At 66.2% G+C, this 20,365-nt stretch carries 15 protein-coding genes; 14 read left to right on the plus strand and 1 reads right to left on the minus strand.

Annotation, left to right across the window (positions count from 1 at the left end):
* Nucleotides 1-51: 51 nt before the first annotated feature.
* Nucleotides 52-2,592, minus strand: coding sequence for a DEAD/DEAH box helicase (locus PUN51_RS04430; RefSeq protein WP_275180071.1), 2,541 nt, complete (start codon nucleotides 2,590-2,592; stop codon nucleotides 52-54).
* A gap of 97 nt (nucleotides 2,593-2,689) precedes the next feature.
* Between PUN51_RS04430 and PUN51_RS04435 the strand changes: the two genes are divergently transcribed.
* The 14 genes from PUN51_RS04435 to PUN51_RS04500 all read left to right on the plus strand — a co-directional run bounded on the left by PUN51_RS04435 (nucleotide 2,690) and on the right by PUN51_RS04500 (nucleotide 20,280).
* Complete coding sequence (locus PUN51_RS04435) at nucleotides 2,690-3,469, plus strand: trans-aconitate 2-methyltransferase (protein WP_275180072.1); 780 nt, start codon at nucleotides 2,690-2,692, stop codon at nucleotides 3,467-3,469.
* Nucleotides 3,470-3,606: 137 nt separating this feature from the next.
* Nucleotides 3,607-5,349, plus strand: a complete 1,743-nt coding sequence (locus PUN51_RS04440; RefSeq protein WP_275180073.1) for an ABC transporter ATP-binding protein — start codon at nucleotides 3,607-3,609, stop codon at nucleotides 5,347-5,349.
* Nucleotides 5,346-7,157: an ABC transporter ATP-binding protein gene (locus PUN51_RS04445; RefSeq protein WP_275180074.1), complete on the plus strand. Its 1,812-nt coding sequence runs from the start codon at nucleotides 5,346-5,348 to the stop codon at nucleotides 7,155-7,157. The genes PUN51_RS04440 and PUN51_RS04445 overlap by 4 nt, the downstream gene beginning before the upstream one ends.
* Nucleotides 7,154-7,534 carry a GntR family transcriptional regulator gene (locus PUN51_RS04450; protein ID WP_159632068.1) on the plus strand — a complete coding sequence of 127 codons (381 nt, stop codon included), beginning with the start codon at nucleotides 7,154-7,156 and terminating at the stop codon, nucleotides 7,532-7,534. Before PUN51_RS04445 ends, PUN51_RS04450 begins: the two co-directional genes overlap by 4 nt.
* Nucleotides 7,535-7,581: 47 nt before the next feature.
* The gene (uvrA, locus tag PUN51_RS04455; RefSeq protein ID WP_275180075.1) at nucleotides 7,582-10,506 is read left to right on the plus strand and encodes an excinuclease ABC subunit UvrA; all 2,925 of its coding nucleotides are present in this window, start codon (nucleotides 7,582-7,584) and stop codon (nucleotides 10,504-10,506) included.
* 79 nt (nucleotides 10,507-10,585) lie between these two features.
* The gene (locus PUN51_RS04460) at nucleotides 10,586-11,302 is read left to right on the plus strand and encodes an HAD hydrolase-like protein (RefSeq protein ID WP_224026035.1); all 717 of its coding nucleotides are present in this window, start codon (nucleotides 10,586-10,588) and stop codon (nucleotides 11,300-11,302) included.
* The gene (locus PUN51_RS04465) at nucleotides 11,289-11,957 is read left to right on the plus strand and encodes a lysophospholipid acyltransferase family protein (RefSeq protein ID WP_159632066.1); all 669 of its coding nucleotides are present in this window, start codon (nucleotides 11,289-11,291) and stop codon (nucleotides 11,955-11,957) included. The genes PUN51_RS04460 and PUN51_RS04465 overlap by 14 nt, the downstream gene beginning before the upstream one ends.
* Nucleotides 11,958-12,042: 85 nt before the next feature.
* A complete protein-coding gene (uvrC, locus tag PUN51_RS04470) occupies nucleotides 12,043-14,043 on the plus strand; it encodes an excinuclease ABC subunit UvrC (RefSeq protein ID WP_275180076.1) in 2,001 nt (666 codons plus the stop codon).
* Nucleotides 14,044-14,111: 68 nt separating this feature from the next.
* On the plus strand, nucleotides 14,112-15,035 hold the full coding sequence (gene rapZ, locus PUN51_RS04475; protein ID WP_159632064.1) for an RNase adapter RapZ: 924 nt from the start codon (nucleotides 14,112-14,114) through the stop codon (nucleotides 15,033-15,035).
* Nucleotides 15,035-16,054, plus strand: a complete 1,020-nt coding sequence (locus tag PUN51_RS04480; RefSeq protein ID WP_275180077.1) for a gluconeogenesis factor YvcK family protein — start codon at nucleotides 15,035-15,037, stop codon at nucleotides 16,052-16,054. Before rapZ ends, PUN51_RS04480 begins: the two co-directional genes overlap by 1 nt.
* Nucleotides 16,055-16,063: 9 nt before the next feature.
* Nucleotides 16,064-17,044, plus strand: a complete 981-nt coding sequence (whiA, locus tag PUN51_RS04485; protein WP_015937022.1) for a DNA-binding protein WhiA — start codon at nucleotides 16,064-16,066, stop codon at nucleotides 17,042-17,044.
* 102 nt (nucleotides 17,045-17,146) lie between these two features.
* The gene (locus PUN51_RS04490) at nucleotides 17,147-17,773 is read left to right on the plus strand and encodes a superoxide dismutase (protein WP_159632062.1); all 627 of its coding nucleotides are present in this window, start codon (nucleotides 17,147-17,149) and stop codon (nucleotides 17,771-17,773) included.
* A 259-nt stretch (nucleotides 17,774-18,032) separates the two neighbouring features.
* Nucleotides 18,033-19,043, plus strand: a complete 1,011-nt coding sequence (gene gap, locus PUN51_RS04495) for a type I glyceraldehyde-3-phosphate dehydrogenase (RefSeq protein WP_224026039.1) — start codon at nucleotides 18,033-18,035, stop codon at nucleotides 19,041-19,043.
* Between the two features lie 10 nt (nucleotides 19,044-19,053).
* Entirely contained in the window at nucleotides 19,054-20,280 is a 1,227-nt protein-coding gene (locus tag PUN51_RS04500; protein ID WP_275180078.1) for a phosphoglycerate kinase, read from the plus strand.
* Nucleotides 20,281-20,365: the final 85 nt, after the last annotated feature.

The following is a 20,365-nucleotide window of genomic DNA, read 5'->3' on the forward strand; positions in this document are numbered from 1 at the left end:
CCGCCGGGTCCGGCGGTACCGCCGCAGGGCAAGCGAAGGGCCGGTCCGGGGCTAGAGCCGGTTCACATCCGTCACCCTCACCACGGCCGTTCCTGTCGCGTCGGAGTCCGCCAGGTCCACCTCCGCCGAGATGCCCCAGTCGTGGTTGCCCGCCGGGTCGTCGAAGATCTGGCGGACCTTCCAGGTCCCCGGTTCTTCGGTGATGATGAGCAGGCCCGGACCCCGCGCATCCGGTCCCGTCCCGATGTCGTCGTGTTCGTCGAAGTAGTCGTCCAGTGCATCTTCCCAGCGCTCGGCACCCCAGCCGGAGCCGGCGTCGAGCTCTCCCAGCGCGGTGGCGTCCTCGTCGGCGAAAAGTTCCACGCGGCGGAACATCTCGTTGCGCACCATCACCCGGAACGCGCGGATGTTCGAGGTGAGCGACGGCGGCGGGGGCGGCGGCGCGTCGTGGGGGGTCGGCGCCGCACCGGACGTCAGCTCCTCCCACTCGTCCAGCAGGCTGGAGTCCACCTGCCGGACCAGCTCACCCAGCCATGCAACAAGGTCTTCGAGGTCCTCACGGAGCATGTCCTGGGGAACGGTTTGGCGCAGCGCTTTGAAGGCATCCGCGAGGTACCGCAGCACGATGCCTTCGGACCTGGCCAGGCCGTAGAACTGGACGAATTCGCCAAAGTTCATGGCGCGCTCGTACATGTCGCGGACCACGGACTTTGGGGCGAGCTCAAAGTCGCCCACCCACGGTGCGGCCTTGCGGTACACCTCGAACGCTTCGCCCAGGATGTCTGCGAGCGGCTGGGGGTAGGTGACCTCGTCCAGCATGGCCATCCGCTGGTCATACTCGATGCCGTCGGCCTTCATGGCCGCCACTGCCTCGCCGCGGGCCTTCTTTTGCTGCGCCGACAGGATCTGCCGCGGTTTCTCCAGGGTCGCCTCGATGACGGACACCACGTCCAGGGCGTACGACGGCGACTCCGGGTCAAGGAGGTCCAGCGCGGCAAGTGCGAAGGGGGAGAGCGGCTGGTTCAGCGCGAAGTTGGCCTGCAGGTGCACGGTCAGGCGGACCGTGCGGCCGTCCGGCCCCTGCTCCTCCGGCGGGATCCGCTCGATGACTTCGGCGGCGAGGAGTTCGCGGTAGATGCCCAGCGCCTTCTTCATGAGCCGCAGCTGGGAGGAGCGTGGCTCGTGGTTTTCGGTGAGCAGCCGCCTGGCCGCGGCGAAAGGGTCGCCGGGCCGTTCCATCAGGTTCATCAGCATGGCGTGCGTCACCGTGAAGCTTGACGTCAGGGGGTCGGGGACAGATTCCACCAGCCGCTTGAACGTGGGCTCACCCCAGGAAACAAAACCCTCGGGCGGCTTTTTCTTGACCACCTGGCGGAGTTTCTTCTGGTCGTCACCGAACTTGGCCGTGGCCTTCGCCATGGCCTTGACGTTCTCGACCACGTGCTCGGGTGCCTGCACCACCACCGTCCCGGCGGTGTCATAGCCCGCCCTGCCGGCCCGGCCCGCAATCTGGTGGAACTCACGTGGGTTAAGCGGGCGGGTGCGGACGCCGTCGTACTTGCTCAGGGCGGTGAGCAGCACGGTGCGGATGGGGACGTTGATACCCACGCCCAGCGTGTCCGTCCCGCAGATCACCTTCAAAAGTCCCGCCTGGGCCAGCTGCTCCACCAGCCGGCGGTACTTGGGCAGCATGCCGGCGTGGTGTACGCCGATGCCGTGGCGCACCAGCCGGTTCAGCGTCTTGCCGAACCCGGCGGCGAACCGGAAATTGGCAATGAGCTCTGCGATCCTGTCCTTTTCCTCCCGGGTGCACACGTTGATGCTCATCAGGTTCTGGGCTCGGTCGATCGCCTCGAGCTGGCTGAAGTGCACTACGTAGACCGGCACCTGCCTGGTGGAGAGCAGTTCCTCCAGCGTCTCGTGGACCGGGGTCTGGTGGTAGTAGTAGTGCAGCGGAATGGGCCGCTCGGCAGAACTGACCGTGGTGGTGGGCCGGCCCGTCAGCGCCGTCAGCCCCTCCTCGAACCGGGTGACGTCGCCCAGGGTGGCGGACATCAGCAGGAACTGTGCCTGCGGAAGCTCCAGGAGCGGGACCTGCCATGCCCAGCCGCGCTGCGGGTCGGAGTAGAAATGGAACTCGTCCATGATCACTGCGCCGAGTTCGGCTGCAGCGCCCTCCCGCAATGCGATGTTGGCCAGGATCTCCGCGGTGCAGCAGATGATGGGTGCATCCTGGTTGACCCCGGAGTCACCGGTGATCATGCCCACGTTCTCGGCGCCGAAGATGTCGCAGAGCGCAAAGAACTTTTCGGACACCAGCGCCTTGATCGGGGCGGTGTAGTAGCTCCGCCGTCCCTGGGCCATGGCCTGGAAGTGCGCGGCGATGGCCACCAGCGACTTTCCGGACCCCGTTGGCGTGGCCAGGATGACGTTCGCGCCCGTCGCCAGCTCCATGATGGCCTCGTCCTGGGCCGGGTACAGCGACAGGCCACGGGTTTCCGTCCACTCCACGAACCGGGTGTAAAGGGCGTCGGGGTCGACGGCGGCGGCGTTGGGGACGGACAGATCGTTCAGCTGGTCAACGAGTTTCATTGACTTAAACCTTAGTGCCACGTTGCGGGCGGATCAGGCGGTCGGGCCGGGTTAGGCTACGCCTGGCCGCCGTGCATGCCAGAACCTGGAGAAGATCATGAAATGGGACCCCGCAAAGTACGTCAAATTCGATGACCACCGGAACAGGCCGTTCTTCGACCTGACTGGCCGGATCCATGCTGACCGCCCCGCGCGGGTGGTCGACCTTGGCTGCGGGCCGGGGAACCTGACAGCTGCCCTGGCCGAACGCTGGCCCGGCGCCCAGGTGGTTGGCCTGGATTCCTCCGCGGAGATGTTGGCAAAGGCCGCGCCGCTGGCGCAGGCTGTCCCCGCCCTGAGGTTCGAACATGCCGACATAGCCGAATGGATGCCCACTGGGGAGACGGACGTCGTGGTGAGCAACGCAGCCCTGCAGTGGGTCCCCGGCCACCAGGACCTGATGCGCAGGTGGCTGAAGGCCCTCCGCCCGGGATCCTGGTTCGCCATGCAGGTGCCGGGCAACTTCAACGCCCCCTCGCATTCCCTGATGCGGGAACTCGCGGCGTCCGGCCGTTGGGCGGCCAGGCTGGGCGGCGTGCTCCGCGGCGGGGAGTCGGTGGGGGAGCCCGCGGACTACCTGGGCATCCTGCTCGACGCCGGCTGCGCGGCGGATGCCTGGGAAACGAGCTACCAGCAGGTCCTGCAGGGGCCGGACCCCGTCCTGGAGTGGGTCCGCGGCACGGCACTGCGTCCGGTTATGGCGGTCCTCGGCGACGACGACGCCAGGCATTTCGAGGAGGAGTACGCAGCCGCCCTGCGGGCGGCCTACCCCCAGGGCGCGCACGGCACGGTCTATCCATTCCGGCGGATCTTTGCCGTCGGCCGCAAGGAGGAATAGGGGCCCGGACGCCATGTTTTCCAGCACGTCACACGGCGTGACAGCGCCCGAAAGTGATCTGGCTTACAATGGCCACTGTGCTTCAGGGGTCAAGCCGCTGGCCCCCTCTTCGGCCGTAGGCATCTGCAGGGGGTATTTTGCTGGTCGGACTCTTAAAGCGGCAGCTTGCCGGCAAACACGCGCAGTTGTGGGCGATCGTTGTGCTCCAGCTGGTCCAGGCGGGGGCGAACCTGTTGCTGCCCACCGTGAACGCGGCCATCATCGATGACGGGATCGTGGCGGGCGAGCCCGGCGTGATCTCACGGCTCGGCATGCTCATGGCCGCCATTGCCGTGGTCCAGGCAGCGTCCGCCATCGCGGCGGGCTACCTCGGCGCCGTCGTTGCCATGAGTATCGGGCACCGCCTGCGGGCGGAGGTGTTCAGCCGGATCCAGACGCTGTCCTCCCAGGACGTGGCCCTGTTCGGAACCCAAAGCCTGACCACCCGCGCCACGAACGATGTCCAGCAGATCCAGGCGTTCGCCCTGCTGGTTTTCACCATGCTCTTCGCAGGCCCGGCCATGGGCATCGGCGGGATAGTGCTGGCTGTCCAGCAGGACGTGGTGCTGTCCGTCGTCGTCATCGTCATCGTGCCCCTGCTGCTGCTGATCATGTACCTGATCGTCCGCCGGCTCATTCCGCTCTACCGGGAGGGCCAGGAACTGCTGGACCGGTCCGGGGGAATCCTGCGCGAACAGATCATCGGTGTGGATGTGATCCGTGCCTTTGTCCGCCAGGGCCATGAAGGGCGGCGTTTCGCGGCGGTCAACGCCCGGCTGACCGCCAACAATCTCCGGTCGGCGCTCCTGGTCGCCGGGATGCTGCCAATGATCATGCTGGTGGTCAACACCAGTTCGGTTGCCGTGGTGTGGTTCGGCGGCCACCGCATCCAGTCGGGACTCATGAACCTTGGAGCGCTCACGGCTTTCATCGCCTACATCATGCAGATCCTGCTGGCAATCATGATGTCCATGTATGTGCTGATGACGGCGCCGCGGGCCGCCGTCTGCGCCGAACGTATCCAGGCCGTGCTGGACACCGAGCCCTCCGTCAGCAGCCCGGCCGGCCCGCAGCAGTTCCAGCCGGACCTTTCGCAGCCGGCAACCCTGGCCTTCCACGGCGTTGGCTTCTCCTACCCGGGAGCAGAGGCTCCCGTGCTTGCGGACATCAGCTTTACCGCCGCTCCCGGTACCACCACCGCAATCGTGGGCGCGACCGGGAGCGGCAAGACCACGCTGCTGAACCTGATTCCACGGTTCCTCGACCCCACAAAAGGCCGCATCTCCCTGGCCGGCCATGACATCAGGGACGTGCCCCTGGACCAGCTGCGTGCAGCGATGGCCATCGTGCCCCAGCATTCCCACCTGTTCACCGGCACCATCGCCGACAACCTGCGGATGGCCGCGCCCGGGGCCACGGACGGGGAACTTTGGGCGGCCCTGGAAACGGCGCAGACCATGCGGTTCATGGGTGACCTCCCGCTGGGGCTTGCCACCCCCGTAGGCCAGGGAGGCGCCAGCCTGTCAGGCGGGCAGCGGCAAAGGCTGTGCATCGCCAGGGCGCTGTTGCGCAAGGCACCCCTCTACCTTTTTGACGACAGCTTCTCCGCCCTCGACTACGACACGGACACCAGGCTGCGGCAGGCCCTGGGGCAGGCGCTCGCCGCCGCGACGGTGGTCATCGTGGCCGAGCGCATTTCAGCCGTGGAGGACGCGGACCTGATCCTGGTGCTCGACGACGGCCGCCTCGTTGCGCAGGGAACGCACCGGGAGTTGCTGGAAACGTCCGCCACCTACCGCGAGATTGCCGAATCCCAGCTGGCGCTGGACGGCACGCTGTGACCGCAGGGAAAGAAGCCGGGGAAACGGCGTACAGGTTCTGGCCGACGGCCGGCAGGCTCCTGGGCCTCCTGCGCCCCTTCCGGCTCCAGATGCTCGGAGCCGTGGGATCCACCTGTGCCTTTGCCGTCCTCAACGTCGCGGCACCCAAGTACCTCGGTGATGCCACCGACGAGGTGGTGGAGGGCGTCCTCCAGGGCAGCCTGGACCAACGCCTCGGAGTCCTCCTGGCAGCGGTGGCCATGATGTACGTCTTCGCTTCCCTGTTCAACTGGGTCCAGGGCGCATTGACCGCCCAGGCCGTGCAGGGACTCATGTACGGCCTGCGCGCATCCGTGGAGGACAAGCTGCACCGGCTGCCCTCCACCTACTTCCGCGAACGCTCCCGCGGTGACGTGCTGAGCCGTGCCACCAACGACATCGACAACATCGCCCAGGCCCTGAACCAGGTCCTGACCCAGCTCATCGTGTCGGTCCTGATGCTGTGCGGCTCGCTGGCCATGATGCTGTGGATCTCACCGCTGCTCGCGGCCATCGCCATTGCCACCGTTCCCGTCTCCACATTGATCACCGTCCTGGTGGCCAGGCGGTCCCAGGAGCATTTCGCCCGGCAGTGGAAGGAGACCGGGGAACTGAACAGCCACGTGGAGGAATTCATCAGTGGCCACGAAGTCATCAAGGCTTTCGGCCGGCAGGAACAGGCGGCGGACGTCTTCACCCGCAGCAACGGACGCCTGGCGCGGGCGGCAGCCAAGGCCCAGTACTCAGCCGGGGTGGTCCAGCCACTGATGGTGCTGATGTCCAACCTCAACTACATCGCGGTTGCCGTGGTGGGGGCCTTGCAGGTCATCGCGGGCGTCATGACCATCGGGGGAGTCCAGGCCTTCATCCAGTTCAGCCGGCTGTTCACCCAGCCGGTGGGCCAGATAGGCGGGCTGTTGAACGTCATGCAGTCCTGCGCGGCGTCGGCCGCCAGGGTATTTGTGCTCCTGGACGCCGGCGAACACCCACCGGAGCCGGGCGGGCAGGGCGCCGCCACGCTGGCAGGCGGCCGCATCACCTTCCATGACGTCACCTTCGGCTACCCCGGATCTGTGCCCGCCGTCCGCAACCTCACCTTCACCGTGGAGCCGGGGCAGGCTGTCGCCATCGTGGGACACACGGGCGCAGGCAAGAGCACCGTGGTGAATCTCCTCATGCGGTTCCTGGAACCCTCATCCGGCGTGATCACCATGGGCGGGCAGGACATTGCGGCAATTCCCCGGGACCAGTTGCGGGCGCAGTTCGGTGTGGTCCTCCAGGATTCCTGGCTCTTCGACGGCAGCATCCGCGAAAACATCTCCTACGGCCTGCCGGGCGCGCCGGATGCTGCCATCGTCGCCGCCGCGGAGGCCACCCACGCGGACCGCTTCATCAGGTCGCTGCCGCACGGATACGGCACGGTGCTGGAAAACGGCGGGGAACCGCTCAGCCAGGGCCAGCGGCAACTGCTCACCATAGCCAGGGCGCAGCTTGCCGGGCGGGCCGTCCTGGTCCTGGATGAAGCAACCAGTTCCGTGGACTCCAGGACAGAACTGCTCATCCGCCAGGCGATGCAGAGGCTCCGCCACGGACGGACGAGCTTCATGATCGCCCACCGTTTGTCCACTATCCGCAACGCTGATCTAATTCTCGTCATGGACCACGGACGCATCGTCGAGCAGGGTACGCACGCAAGCCTGCTCGCCGCCAACAGTTACTACGCCAAGCTGTACAACGCCCAGTTCGCCGAACGGGACGGCAGGGCAGAGGTCCTGGAGGGCGGCCTGTGAGCGCCGCAGGAGAGTTTCCCGGTTCCTGGCGGCCCAATCCGGCCAGCAGCGTGGCGCTGTTCGAACAGCTGCGGCTCCAGGTCATCCATCTGGCGGACAACGGCGCACTGGCGCCAGGCACCCGGCTCCCTGCGGTGCGGGCCCTTGCAGAGAAACTCGACGTCGCCCCGCACACCGTGGCAAGGGCGTACAAGGAACTGGAGGCGGCGGGCATCGTTGCCACCCGGGGACGCAACGGGACCGTGGTCTCGGCACGCGACGAAAGGCTGGGAGGCCTGTCCGAGGCCGCTGCCGCCTATGCCGCGGTCGCCAAATCCCAGGGCGCCAGCTTCGCCGAGGCCGTGAAGATCCTCGCTGCCGCCTACGATGTTCCCTGAGGGCGGAACCGTCGGTGTTCGAAAAAGTTTTCGATTAGCATTATGGGGTGCCTAAAGCCTTAGCTGAAGAAACCCCTGCCCCCGCCACTTCCCTCGCAGTCCCCCCTGCTGCTTCCCCGCAGCGTCCGGACCTCTCCCGCCTCGTGGTGAAGGGCGCGCGGGAGCACAACCTGCGCAACGTGGACCTCGACCTGCCGCGTGATGCCATGATCGTCTTCACCGGCCTCTCGGGCTCCGGGAAGTCCTCGCTGGCATTCGATACCATCTTCGCCGAAGGCCAGCGGCGCTACGTTGAATCCCTCTCCGCTTACGCACGCCAGTTCCTGGGCCAGGTGGATAAGCCCGACGTCGATTTCATCGAAGGCCTCTCTCCGGCGGTCTCCATCGACCAGAAATCCACCAGCAAGAACCCGCGGTCAACGGTGGGCACCATCACCGAAATCTACGACTACATGCGCCTGTTGTGGGCCCGTGTCGGCAGGCCGCACTGCCCGGTGTGCGGCGAGCCGGTGTCCAAGCAGACCCCGCAGCAGATCGTGGACCAGCTCCTTGAACTCGACGAGGGCACGCGCTTCCAGGTCCTGGCACCGGTGGTGCGCGGACGCAAGGGCGAGTTCGTGGACCTCTTCAAGGAACTGACGGCCAAGGGATACTCGCGGGCACGGGTGGACGGCAACCTGGTCCAGCTGAGCGATCCTCCCAAGCTGGGCAAACAGTTCAAGCACACCATCGAAGTAGTGGTGGACCGCCTGGTGGTCAAGGAAGGCATCAGCCAGCGGCTCACGGACTCCATCGAAACGGCCCTTGGGCTGTCCGAGGGCCGGGTCCTGGCTGAATTCGTGGACCTCGAAGCCGATGCGCCCGGACGGATCCGGGCGTTCTCCGAAAACCTTGCATGCCCCAACGAGCACCCGCTTGCCATCGATGAGATCGAGCCCCGCTCCTTCTCGTTCAACAACCCGTTCGGCGCCTGCGCCGCCTGCAGCGGAATCGGCACCCGGCTTGAGGTTGATGAGGAACTCATCGTGCCCAACCCGGAGCTGTCCCTGTCGGAGGGCGCCATCGCACCATGGTCGCTGGGCACCGCCACCACCGAGTACTGGAACCGGCTCCTGGAAGGCCTGGCCAAGGAAGTGGGCTTCTCCATGGCCACGCCGTGGGAGAAGCTGGGCAAGGATGTACGCCAGACCATCCTGCACGGCAAGGACCACAAGGTGGTGGTGCAGTACCGCAACCGCTTTGGCCGCGAACGCAAGTACAGCACCGGGTTCGAAGGCGCCATCCAGTACGTCCACCGCAAGCATGGCGAGACCGATTCGGACTGGGCCCGCGACCGCTACGAGGAATACATGCGGCAGGTTCCCTGCCCCGCCTGCAACGGCGCACGCCTCAACCCCGCATCCTTGTCGGTGCTGATCAACGGCAAGTCCATCGCCGAGGTAGCCGCTTTGCCCATGCGGGACTGCGCGGAGTTCCTGAACAACCTGGTGTTGACCGGGCGCGAAGCCCAGATCGCCCACCAGGTCCTCAAGGAGATCCAGGCCCGGCTGACATTCCTCCTGGACGTTGGCCTGGAGTACCTCAACCTCGAGCGTCCGTCCGCCACCCTCTCCGGCGGCGAAGCGCAGCGCATCAGGCTCGCCACCCAGATCGGCTCCGGCCTGGTGGGTGTCCTCTACGTCCTGGACGAACCCTCCATCGGCCTGCACCAGCGGGACAACCGCCGGCTGATCGAAACCCTCACCCGGCTCCGCGACATGGGGAACACCCTCATCGTCGTGGAGCATGACGAAGACACCATCCACGTTGCCGACTGGATCGTGGACATCGGACCGGGCGCCGGCGAGCACGGCGGCCAGGTTGTCCACTCCGGGACCTACAAGGAGCTGCTGGACAACAAGAAATCGCTGACCGGCGACTACCTGTCCGGCCGCAAGGCCATCGAGGTACCGAAGAAGCGCCGTAAATACGACAAAAAGCGTGAGATCAAGGTTGTCGGTGCCCGCGAGAACAACCTCGTGAACGTCGACGCCGCCTTCCCGCTGGGACTCTTCACCGCGGTCACCGGCGTCAGTGGTTCGGGCAAGTCCACGCTCGTCAACGAGATCCTCTACAAGGTGCTGGCGAACAAACTCAACGGGGCCAAGCAGGTGGCGGGCCGGCACAAGACCGTCCAGGGCCTGGAGCACCTGGACAAGGTGGTCCACGTGGACCAAAGCCCCATCGGCCGTACCCCGCGGTCCAACCCGGCCACGTACACGGGCGTATTCGACAACATTCGCAAGCTCTTCGCCGAGACCACCGAGGCCAAGGTGCGCGGCTACCTTCCCGGGCGGTTCTCCTTCAACGTCAAGGGCGGCCGCTGCGAGGCATGCTCCGGTGACGGCACCCTGAAGATCGAGATGAACTTCCTGCCGGACGTCTACGTGCCGTGCGAGGTGTGCCACGGTGCCCGCTACAACCGGGAAACTTTGGAGGTGCATTACAAGGGCAAGACCATCGCCGACGTCCTCAACATGCCCATCGAGGAGGGCGCGGAGTTCTTTGCGGCGTTCTCACCCATCGCACGCCACCTGAACACCCTGGTGGACGTGGGACTGGGCTACGTCCGCCTGGGCCAGCCTGCCACCACCCTCTCCGGCGGTGAGGCGCAACGGGTCAAGCTTGCGGCAGAACTGCAGAAGCGGTCCAACGGCCGCAGCATCTACGTCCTGGACGAGCCAACCACAGGCCTGCACTTCGAGGACATCCGGAAGCTGCTCATGGTCCTGCAGGGGCTGGTGGACAAGGGCAACACGGTGATTACCATCGAACACAACCTGGACGTCATCAAGAGCGCCGACTGGCTGGTGGACCTCGGGCCGGACGGCGGCTCCGGCGGCGGCCAGATCGTCGCGGCGGGAACGCCGGAGCAGGTGGCCAAGTCCTCCACCAGCCACACCGGAAAGTTCCTGGCCGAAATACTCGGCTGACCGACGGAAACCGCACGGAAGTATTCCTGGACGGGAATGCGAGTTTCAGGCATTCCTGCTGTCGTGAGAAACTAACCCGGTGACTTCAACAACAGTGCCCGTGATCTTTGACCTGGACGGCACTCTTGTCGATCCGGCCGGTGGAATAACTGAAGGGATTGCCTCAGCCCTCCGCGGGCTGGGGCTCCCGGTTCCCGGCCAGGACCTGCTCGATTCGATGATTGGCCCCAAGCTGAGCGATTCCCTGCTCAACGTGGCAAATGTGCCCGCGGAACGCCTGGAAGAGGTGGTCCACCGGTACCGCGAACACTACGTCGCCAGGGGAATTGCCCAGAGCCGGCTCTACCCCGGTATCCGGGAAATCCTGGAATCCTTCGCGGCGGCGGGACGCCCCGTTGCTGTGGCAACGCAAAAACCCCAGCGGCTGGCGCATAAAGTCCTGGCACACCACGGCATCGACGGCCTCTTCCACGGCATCCACGGCTCTGCCGACGACGAAACGCTGGTGGAAGGCGTCCCCCTGGGCAAGACCCAGATCATCGCCGCCGCCCTGAGGGACCTGGACACCCAGCACGCCATTATGGTGGGCGACCGCGCCCAGGACGTGTCCGGTGCCATCGCCAACGGGCTGGACTGCATTGGAGTTGTCTGGGGATTCGCGCCCGACGGGGAGCTGGAGGAAGCCGGATCCGTGGCGGTCGTCAGCACGGGCGAGGAACTGGTAGCGGTCATCGAGCGGCTGCAGGCGGTCCACACCGCGGCCATGAGCGGGGTGGTCAACGATGGAAATGTTTGATGCCGTCCGCTGGACCACGCGCAACCTGATCGCCGGCACCTGCCGGCCCACCGTCGTCGGACTCGAAAACGTCCCTTCCGATGGCCCCTTTATCGTGGCACCCAACCACCTGTCCTTCTTCGACAGCGTGATCGTCCAGGCCCTGATGCCGCGGCCGGTTGCCTTCTTTGCCAAGGCCGAGTACTTCACCACGGGCGGCGTCAAGGGCAAGGTCATGAAAGCCTTTTTCGAATCCGTCGGCTCCATCCCGGTGGAGCGGGGTGAGCAGGCAGCCAGCGTCCAGGCACTGAAAACCCTGCTGGACATCCTGGAGTCCGGCCGCGGCATCGGCATCTACCCTGAGGGCACGCGCTCCCGTGACGGCATCCTCTACCGGGGACGCACCGGCGTCGGCTGGCTGGCCCTCACCACCGGGGCGCCCGTGATCCCCGTCGGGCTGATCGGGACCGAAAAGCTTCAGCGTGCCGGCGAAAAAGGGGTCAAGCCGCAGCACTTCACCATGAAGGTGGGGGAGCCGCTGTACTTCGACAAGACAGGACCGGACCACTCACTGCCGGCCCGCCGCGAGGTCACGGACCGGATCATGGACGCAATCGCCGGACTCAGCGGCCAGGAGCGCTCCGCCAGTTACAACCAGAGCAAGTCCGCCGAGTAACCGGAAACCGCCGCAGGCACGCCCGGGCTGGGACCGGATGCTCCGGTTGGCATGGAGAGCCGGCGCGACTCAGTAGACTTGATAGGTGGCAAATCCAGCAAGTTACCGGCCCAAAACCGGTGAAATCCCCACCAACCCGGGCGTCTACCGGTTCCGTGATCCGCACGGCCGGGTCATCTACGTGGGCAAAGCCAAAAGCCTCCGGTCCCGGCTGAACTCCTACTTCGCCAACCCGGCGGGGCTGCTGCCCAAGACCTATGCGATGGTCCACGCGGCCAGCAGCGTCGAGTGGACCGTGGTGGGCAGCGAACTCGAATCGCTGCAGCTGGAATACACCTGGATCAAGGAATTCAAGCCGCGCTTCAACGTGGTGTTCCGGGATGACAAGACGTATCCCTACCTGGCCGTGACCATGGGCGAAAAGTACCCGCGGGTGCAGGTCATGCGGGGCGACAAGCGCAAAGGGACCCGCTATTTCGGCCCCTACACCGCCGGCGCCATCCGGGAGACCATGGACACCCTGCTCCGGGTCTTCCCCGTCCGGAGCTGCAGCGCCGGCGTCTTCAAGCGGGCCGAGGCAAGCGGCCGGCCCTGCCTGCTGGGCTACATCGACAAGTGCTCCGCGCCGTGCGTCGGGCGGATTTCGCCGGAGGACCACCGGGCACTGGCCGACGATTTCTGTGCCTTCATGGGCGGCGAAGCCAAACGCTTCATCAACAAGCTGGAAAAGCAGATGGGCGACGCCGTGGCGAAGCTCGACTACGAGCACGCAGCCCGCCTGCGTGACGACATCACCGCGCTGCGGAAGGTATTCGAACGCAACGCCGTGGTGCTCTCCGAGGACACCGATGCCGACGTCTTCGCCCTGCACGAAGACGAGCTCGAAGCCGCCGTCCAGGTGTTCCACGTCCGCGGCGGCAGGATCCGAGGCCAGCGCGGCTGGGTGGTGGAAAAAGTGGAGGACTTCACCACCCCGGACCTGGTGGAGCACCTGCTGCAGCAGGTCTACGGGGAGGACGGCGACACGCACGGCCGGCTGCCCCGCGAAGTCCTGGTGCCGGTGGCCCCCAGCAACCAGGAAGACCTGGCCAATTGGCTGGGCGGGATCCGCGGCGCCAAAGTGGACATCCGGGTGCCGCAACGCGGTGACAAGGCGGCACTGATGTCCACTGTGCGCGAGAATGCCGAACACGCTCTGAAGCTTCACAAGACACGGCGGGCAGGTGACATCACTGTCAGGTCGCAGGCCCTCCAGGAGCTGCAGGAAGCCCTGGACCTTCCGGATCCCCTGCTCCGGATCGAATGCTTCGACGTCTCCCACGTCCAGGGCACCAACGTCGTGGCTTCCATGGTGGTGGTGGAGGACGGGCTGCCCAAGAAGTCCGACTACCGCAAGTTCTCCATCACCGGCCCCGCGGCCGCTGATGACACCGCCGCCATGCACGACGTCCTGACGCGCAGGTTCCGCCACTACCTCCAGGACAAGTCGGCGCAGGTGGACGAATCCGTGCTGGAAGCTGACGGCCCGGAGGCGGCACCGGGCGCGGAGGTGCTGGACAGCACCACGCCGGCGCCAAAGGCCAAGTTCGCCTACCCGCCCAACCTGGTGGTGGTGGACGGCGGCCAACCGCAGGTGAACGCGGCCGCCCGTGCACTCAAGGACCTCGGGATCGACGACGTCTACGTCGTGGGGCTCGCCAAACGCCTGGAGGAAGTCTGGCTTCCGGACAGCGACTTCCCGGTGATCCTTCCCCGGACCTCGCAGGGTCTCTACCTGCTCCAGCGGATCCGCGACGAGGCCCACCGCTTTGCCATCACCTTCCACCGGCAGAAGCGCGGCAAGGCAATGACGGTGTCGGCACTGGACGCCGTCCCGGGCCTGGGCGCCTCCAAGCGGAAAGCCCTGCTGGCGCACTTTGGATCGGTCAAGGGCGTGAAGGCCGCCACGGTGGAGGAGCTCGCAGAGGCGAAGGGCATTGGCCCTGCCCTGGCCGGGGCCATCGTCAACCACTTCGCGGCGGAGGGGACCGAGGCCGTGACCGTGCCCGCGATCAACATGACCACCGGCGAAATCATTGAAACTTAGCTAGGGTAAAGGACGGGGCAGTGCCACAGCGGCGGCCCCGGGAACAACGAGGAAACGGGGCAGGCTTCATGGCAGACACGACCGCGGGATCCGGAGCGGGCCACGACGGGCTGGAGCCCGTCAAGCCGCTCGAAGCGGAACTGCTGGTGGTCACCGGGATGTCCGGCGCCGGACGGAGCACCGCCGCGGACGCGCTGGAGGACCACGGCTGGTACGTCGTGGAGAACCTGCCGCCGCAGATGCTGGGCACGCTCGCGGAGCTGGTCTCCCACGCCCCGCAGTCGATTCCACGGCTGGCCGTGGTGATCGATGTCCGCAGCAAGGGACTCTTCGCGGATATCCGTGCAGCCCTGGGGGCCTTGGCGGCCAGCGGTGTGACCTTCCGCGTCCTGTTCCTCGACGCCAGCGACAACGTCCTGGTCCGGAGGTTCGAACAGGGCCGGCGCCCGCACCCGCTGCAGGGAGGCGGACGCATCCTTGACGGCATCGCCGCCGAACGTGAGCTGCTGCAGGAACTGCGCGACAGCTCCGACGTCGTCCTCGACACCTCCAACTACAACGTCCACGGGCTGGCCACGGCCATCACCGAACTGTTCAGTGAAACCGGCCCGGTGGCCCTGCGGCTCAACGTCATGAGCTTCGGCTTCAAGTACGGCCTCCCGGTCGATGCCAACTATGTGGCCGACGTCAGGTTCATCCCCAACCCCCACTGGGTGCCCCAGCTGCGCCCGCAGACCGGCCTGGACAAGGACGTCAGCGACTACGTCCTGGAGGCCGAGGGCGTGAAGAACTTCGTGGACCGCTACGTCCTGGCCCTGGAACCGGTCCTGGAGGGATACCGCAGGGAGAACAAGCACTACGCCACCATCGCCGTCGGCTGCACGGGCGGCAAGCACCGCTCCGTCGCCGTCGCGGTTGAACTCTCGAAGAAACTCGCGCAGTATCCGCGGGTCACGGTGACCACCGCGCACCGGGATCTGGGCCGCGAGTAATGGCGCTGTTCACCGGAGCCCTGCCCCTGGTGCCGCCGGCCGCTGGTAAGGGCTCGGGCCAGCAGGACAAGGGCCCCAACGTCGTGGCCCTGGGTGGCGGGCACGGCCTGGCGGCCTCGCTGTCGGCTTTGCGCCTGCTCACCTCCGAGCTCACCGCAGTGGTGACGGTGGCGGACGACGGCGGCTCGTCCGGGCGCCTGCGCGAAGAGTACGGCGTCCTCCCGCCGGGAGACCTCCGCATGGCACTGTCCGCGCTGTGCGACGACACCGACTGGGGACGCACCTGGCGGGACGTCATGCAGCACCGGTTCCGCGCCGGGAAAAGCCCCGGGGGATCCCTGGACGAGCACGCGATGGGCAACCTCCTGATCGTCACCCTGTGGGAGCTGCTGGGCGACGCCGTCGCGGGACTCAAGTGGGCGGGTGCGCTGCTGGGCGCCCGCGGCCAGGTGCTGCCCATGTCCACGGTCCCGCTCACCATCGAAGGCGACGTCCGCGTCACCGCACCCGACGGCGGAACCGCCCTCCACACCATCCACGGCCAGGCACGCTGTGCCGTGGCCGGCTCGCTGGAGGAGGTCCGGCTCCTGCCCGAGGCCGCGCCTGCCTGCACCGACGCGCTGACGGCCATCGAACTGGCGGACTGGGTGGTCCTGGGCCCCGGCTCCTGGTACACGTCAGTCCTTCCGCACCTGCTCCTGCCGGAGATGCGGCAGGCACTGTGCAGCACCCCTGCCAAACGCTGCCTCACCATGAACCTCGCCACGGACACCAAGGAAACCAGCGGCATGTCGGCGGCCGACCACCTCCACGTCCTCCGGCGCTACGCCCCCGAGTTCAGTGTGGACGTGGTCCTGGCCGATCCCGCGTCGGTACCGGACCGGCAGGAGTTCGAGAAGGCCGCGGGCATGATCGGCGCGGAGGTGGTCTTGGGTAAAGTAGGGGCGTCGGGACGCCGCCCCGTCCATGAGCCGCTCCGGCTGGCCACGGCGTACCAGGACATTTTTGGGAACAGTTAGGAAGGTGCCATGGCACTGACAGCATCGGTCAAGGAAGAACTGTCCCGTCTGGACATCAAGAAGTCATCAGTGCGCAAGGCTGAAGTCTCCGCAATGCTCCGGTTCGCCGGGGGACTGCACATCATTTCGGGCAGGATCGTCATCGAGGCGGAAGTTGACCTCGCGTCCACTGCACGCCGGCTCCGCGCCGCCATCGCCGAGGTCTACGGACACCAGAGCGAAATCATCGTGGTCTCCGCCGGCGGACTCCGCCGCGCCAGCCGCTACGTGGTCCGCGTGGTCCGCGACGGCGAGGCGCTGGCCCGCCAGACCGGCCTGCTGGATGGCCGCGGCCGCCCCGTGCGCGGCCTGCCGTCCGCCGTCGTCAACGGCTCGGCCGCAGACGCCGAAGCCGTGTGGCGCGGGGCGTTCCTGGCGCATGGTTCGCTCACCGAACCCGGCCGGTCGTCATCGCTGGAAGTCACCTGCCCGGGTCCGGAATCGGCCCTGGCCCTGGTGGGCGCCGCCCGCCGCCTGGACATCCAGGCCAAGGCCCGTGAGGTCAGGGGAGTGGACCGCGTGGTCATCCGCGACGGCGACACCATCGCCGCGCTCCTGACGCGCATGGGCGCCCACGACGCACTGATGGTGTGGGAGGAACGCCGGATGCGCAAGGAAGTCAGGGCCACAGCCAACCGGCTCGCGAACTTCGATGACGCCAACCTGCGCCGCTCCGCCCAGGCAGCCGTGGCTGCCGGCGCACGCGTGGACCGGGCCCTGGAAATCCTGGGCGACGACGTCCCGGACCACCTGAAGTACGCCGGCGAGCTGCGGGTGGCGCACAAACAGGCCAGCCTTGACGAGCTGGGCCGGCTCGCCGACCCCGTGATGACCAAGGACGCGATCGCCGGCCGGATCCGCCGCCTGCTGGCCATGGCGGACAAGCGTGCGCTTGACCTGGGCATTCCCGGAACGGACGCCAATGTGACGCCTGAAATGCTGGACGAGTAGGCGCCCCATAGAATCAGAAATAATTCCGGGCACCAGCTGCCCGGATGCACAATCCAAGAGTTACCAACCGGGCCTTCCTGGTCCACGATATTGGAGGATTTTGTGACCGAGTACGTATTGCCGGAACTCAGCTACGATTACGCCGCCCTCGAACCGCACATCTCTGCGCGGATCATGGAGCTGCACCACAGCAAGCACCACGCCACCTACGTGGCAGGCGCCAACAACGCCCTGGCCCAGCTGGCCGAGGCCCGCGAAAAGGGCGACTTCGCCAACATCAACCGGCTCTCCAAGGACCTCGCGTTCCACACCGGCGGCCACATCAACCACTCCGTGTTCTGGAAGAACCTGTCCCCGGACGGCGGCGACAAGCCCGAGGGCGAACTGGCTGCAGCGATCGATGACGCCTTCGGCTCCTTCGACGCGTTCCGCGCCCAGTTCTCCGCCGCGGCCCTGGGCCTGCAGGGTTCGGGCTGGGGCTTCCTGGCCTACGAGCCCATCGGCGGGAACCTGGTCATCGAGCAGCTCTACGACCAGCAGGGCAACGTTGCGCTGGGCACCACCCCGCTGCTGATGCTGGACATGTGGGAGCACGCCTTCTACCTGGACTACGTCAACGTCAAGGCCGACTACGTTAAGGCGTTCTGGAACATCGTCAACTGGGCCGACGTCGCCCAGCGCTTCGAGGCAGCACGCACCAACGCCACGGGACTCATCACTCTTCCGTAGTGACGTGCGATATACATCGCTGTAACAAACTTCACATTCTGACTTAAACCGGCCGGGATGTGGACCGTCCGCCCCCGCACTTGCGGGGGCGGACCCAGTTAAACGTAAGATAGGTCACGGAAGGCGGTTAGCCTTCAGCAATGAGGCTGGTCGCCCTCCGTGTAAATCATCTCTGCCCAATGGCGTGCGGGATCTGTTAGTTGGCTTCAACGCCCGCTCAACTAGTAGTGCTTTTCAAAGCACCAAGGAGACTGTAAAAGTGACGACCCGTATTGGTATCAACGGCTTTGGCCGCATTGGCCGCAACTACTTCCGCGCAGCGCTTGCCCAAGGCGCAGACCTCGAGATCGTTGCCGTCAACGACCTCACCAGCCCCGAAGCCCTGGCCCACCTGTTCAAGTACGACTCTGTCGGCGGCCGGCTGAAGGAAACCATCGAGGTCAAGGACGGCAACATCGTCGTCAACGGCAACGTGGTCAAGGTCCTGGCCGAGCGCGATCCCGCCAACCTCCCCTGGGGTGAGCTGGGCGTTGACATCGTGATCGAATCCACCGGGTTCTTCACCAAGGCTGCCGACGCCAAGAAGCACATCGATGCCGGCGCCAAGAAGGTCCTGATCTCCGCTCCGGCTTCGGACGAGGACATCACCATCGTCATGGGTGTTAACCACAACCTCTACGACAACGCCAAGCACAACATCATTTCCAACGCGTCCTGCACCACCAACTGCCTCGGCCCGCTGGCAAAGGTCGTCAACGACGAGTTCGGCATCGAGCGCGGGCTCATGACCACCGTGCACGCCTACACCGCCGACCAGAACCTCCAGGACGGCCCGCACAAGGACCTGCGCCGTGCACGTGCCGCAGCCATCAACATGGTTCCCACCTCCACCGGTGCCGCCAAGGCCATTGGCCTGGTCCTGCCTGAGCTCAAGGGCAAGCTGGACGGCTACGCCATCCGCGTTCCCGTGCCCACCGGCTCCGCCACCGACCTCACCGTCACCGTCTCCCGCGAAACCACCGTCGAGGAAGTCAACGCAGCCCTCAAGCGTGCTTCCGAGTCCGACGAGCTGCAGGGCTTCCTGACCTACACGGAAGAGCCGATCGTGTCCTCCGACATCGTTGGTGACCCCGCGTCGTCGATCTTCGACGCCGGCCTGACGAAGGTCATTGGCAACCAGGTCAAGGTTGTTTCCTGGTATGACAACGAATGGGGCTACTCCAACCGCCTCGTCGACCTCACGGAGCTTGTAGCAGCCAAGCTGGGCTAGGGTTAGACACATGACATCACACACCCTCAACGAACTGATCGCTGAAGGTGTCCGCGGGCGGTACATTCTGGTTCGAAGTGACCTGAATGTGCCGCTCGACGGCTCTACAGTCACTGACGACGGCCGCATCAAGGCCTCACTCCCAGTGCTGGCAAAGCTCACGGACGCCGGTGCCCGCGTGCTGGTAACAGCCCACCTCGGACGCCCCAAGGGCGCCCCGGAGGACAAATACTCCCTTCGCCCCGCAGTGGACCGCCTCGCCGAGCTGGCGGGCTTCAAGGTAACCCTGGCGGCCGATACTGTCGGCGACGCCGCCAAGGCTGCCGCCGCATCCCTGCAGGACGGTGAAGCACTCGTTCTGGAGAACGTCCGCTTCGACGCCCGGGAGACCAGCAAGGACGACGCCGAACGCGGCGCCTTCGCCGACGAGCTGGTGGCACTCACCGGCAGCAACGGCGCCTACGTGGACGATGCCTTCGGTGCCGTCCACCGCAAGCACGCCAGCGTCTACGACGTCGCCACCCGGCTGCCGTCGTACCAGGGCGACCTGGTGCACACCGAGGTTGAGGTCCTGCGGAAGCTGACCGCCGACACCCAGCGCCCCTACGTGGTGGTTCTGGGCGGTTCCAAGGTCTCGGACAAGCTCGCGGTGATCAACAACCTGATCGGCAAGGCTGACACCATCCTGGTGGGCGGCGGCATGCTCTTCACCTTCCTGGCGGCACAGGGCCACAAGGTTGCCTCAAGCCTCCTTGAAGAGGACCAGATCCCGGTGGTCCAGGACTACCTGAAGCGCGCCGCGGACGCCGGCACTGAGTTCGTGGTTCCCACGGACGTGGTGGTGGCAGAGAAGTTCGCCGCCGACGCTGCGCACGAAACGGTTGCAGCCGACGCGATTGAGGACAGCAGCTTTGGTGCCCAGGGCATCGGCCTGGACATTGGTCCTGATACCGCTGCCGCCTTCGCTGAGCGGATCAAGGGAGCCCGTACGGTCTTCTGGAACGGCCCCATGGGCGTCTTCGAATTCGAAGCCTTCTCTGCAGGCACCCGCGCCATCGCGCAGGCCCTGACCGGCACCGATGGGTTCACGGTGGTGGGCGGCGGAGATTCGGCCGCGGCAGTACGCACCCTGGGATTCAGCGATGACCAGTTCGGCCACATTTCCACCGGCGGCGGCGCCAGCCTGGAGTACCTCGAAGGCAAGGAACTCCCCGGCCTCAGCGTCCTGGACCGCTAGAACCGGACCGGTAAAGCGGGACGGCAGAATCACCGCTGCTGTCCGCCAGTAACGGACCTCGCAGTCCTCCGGCCGGCAGGTTGCC

This window comes from Arthrobacter sp. NQ4, from assembly GCF_029077345.1.
In the GTDB taxonomy this organism is placed as follows: Bacteria; Actinomycetota; Actinomycetes; order Actinomycetales; family Micrococcaceae; genus Arthrobacter.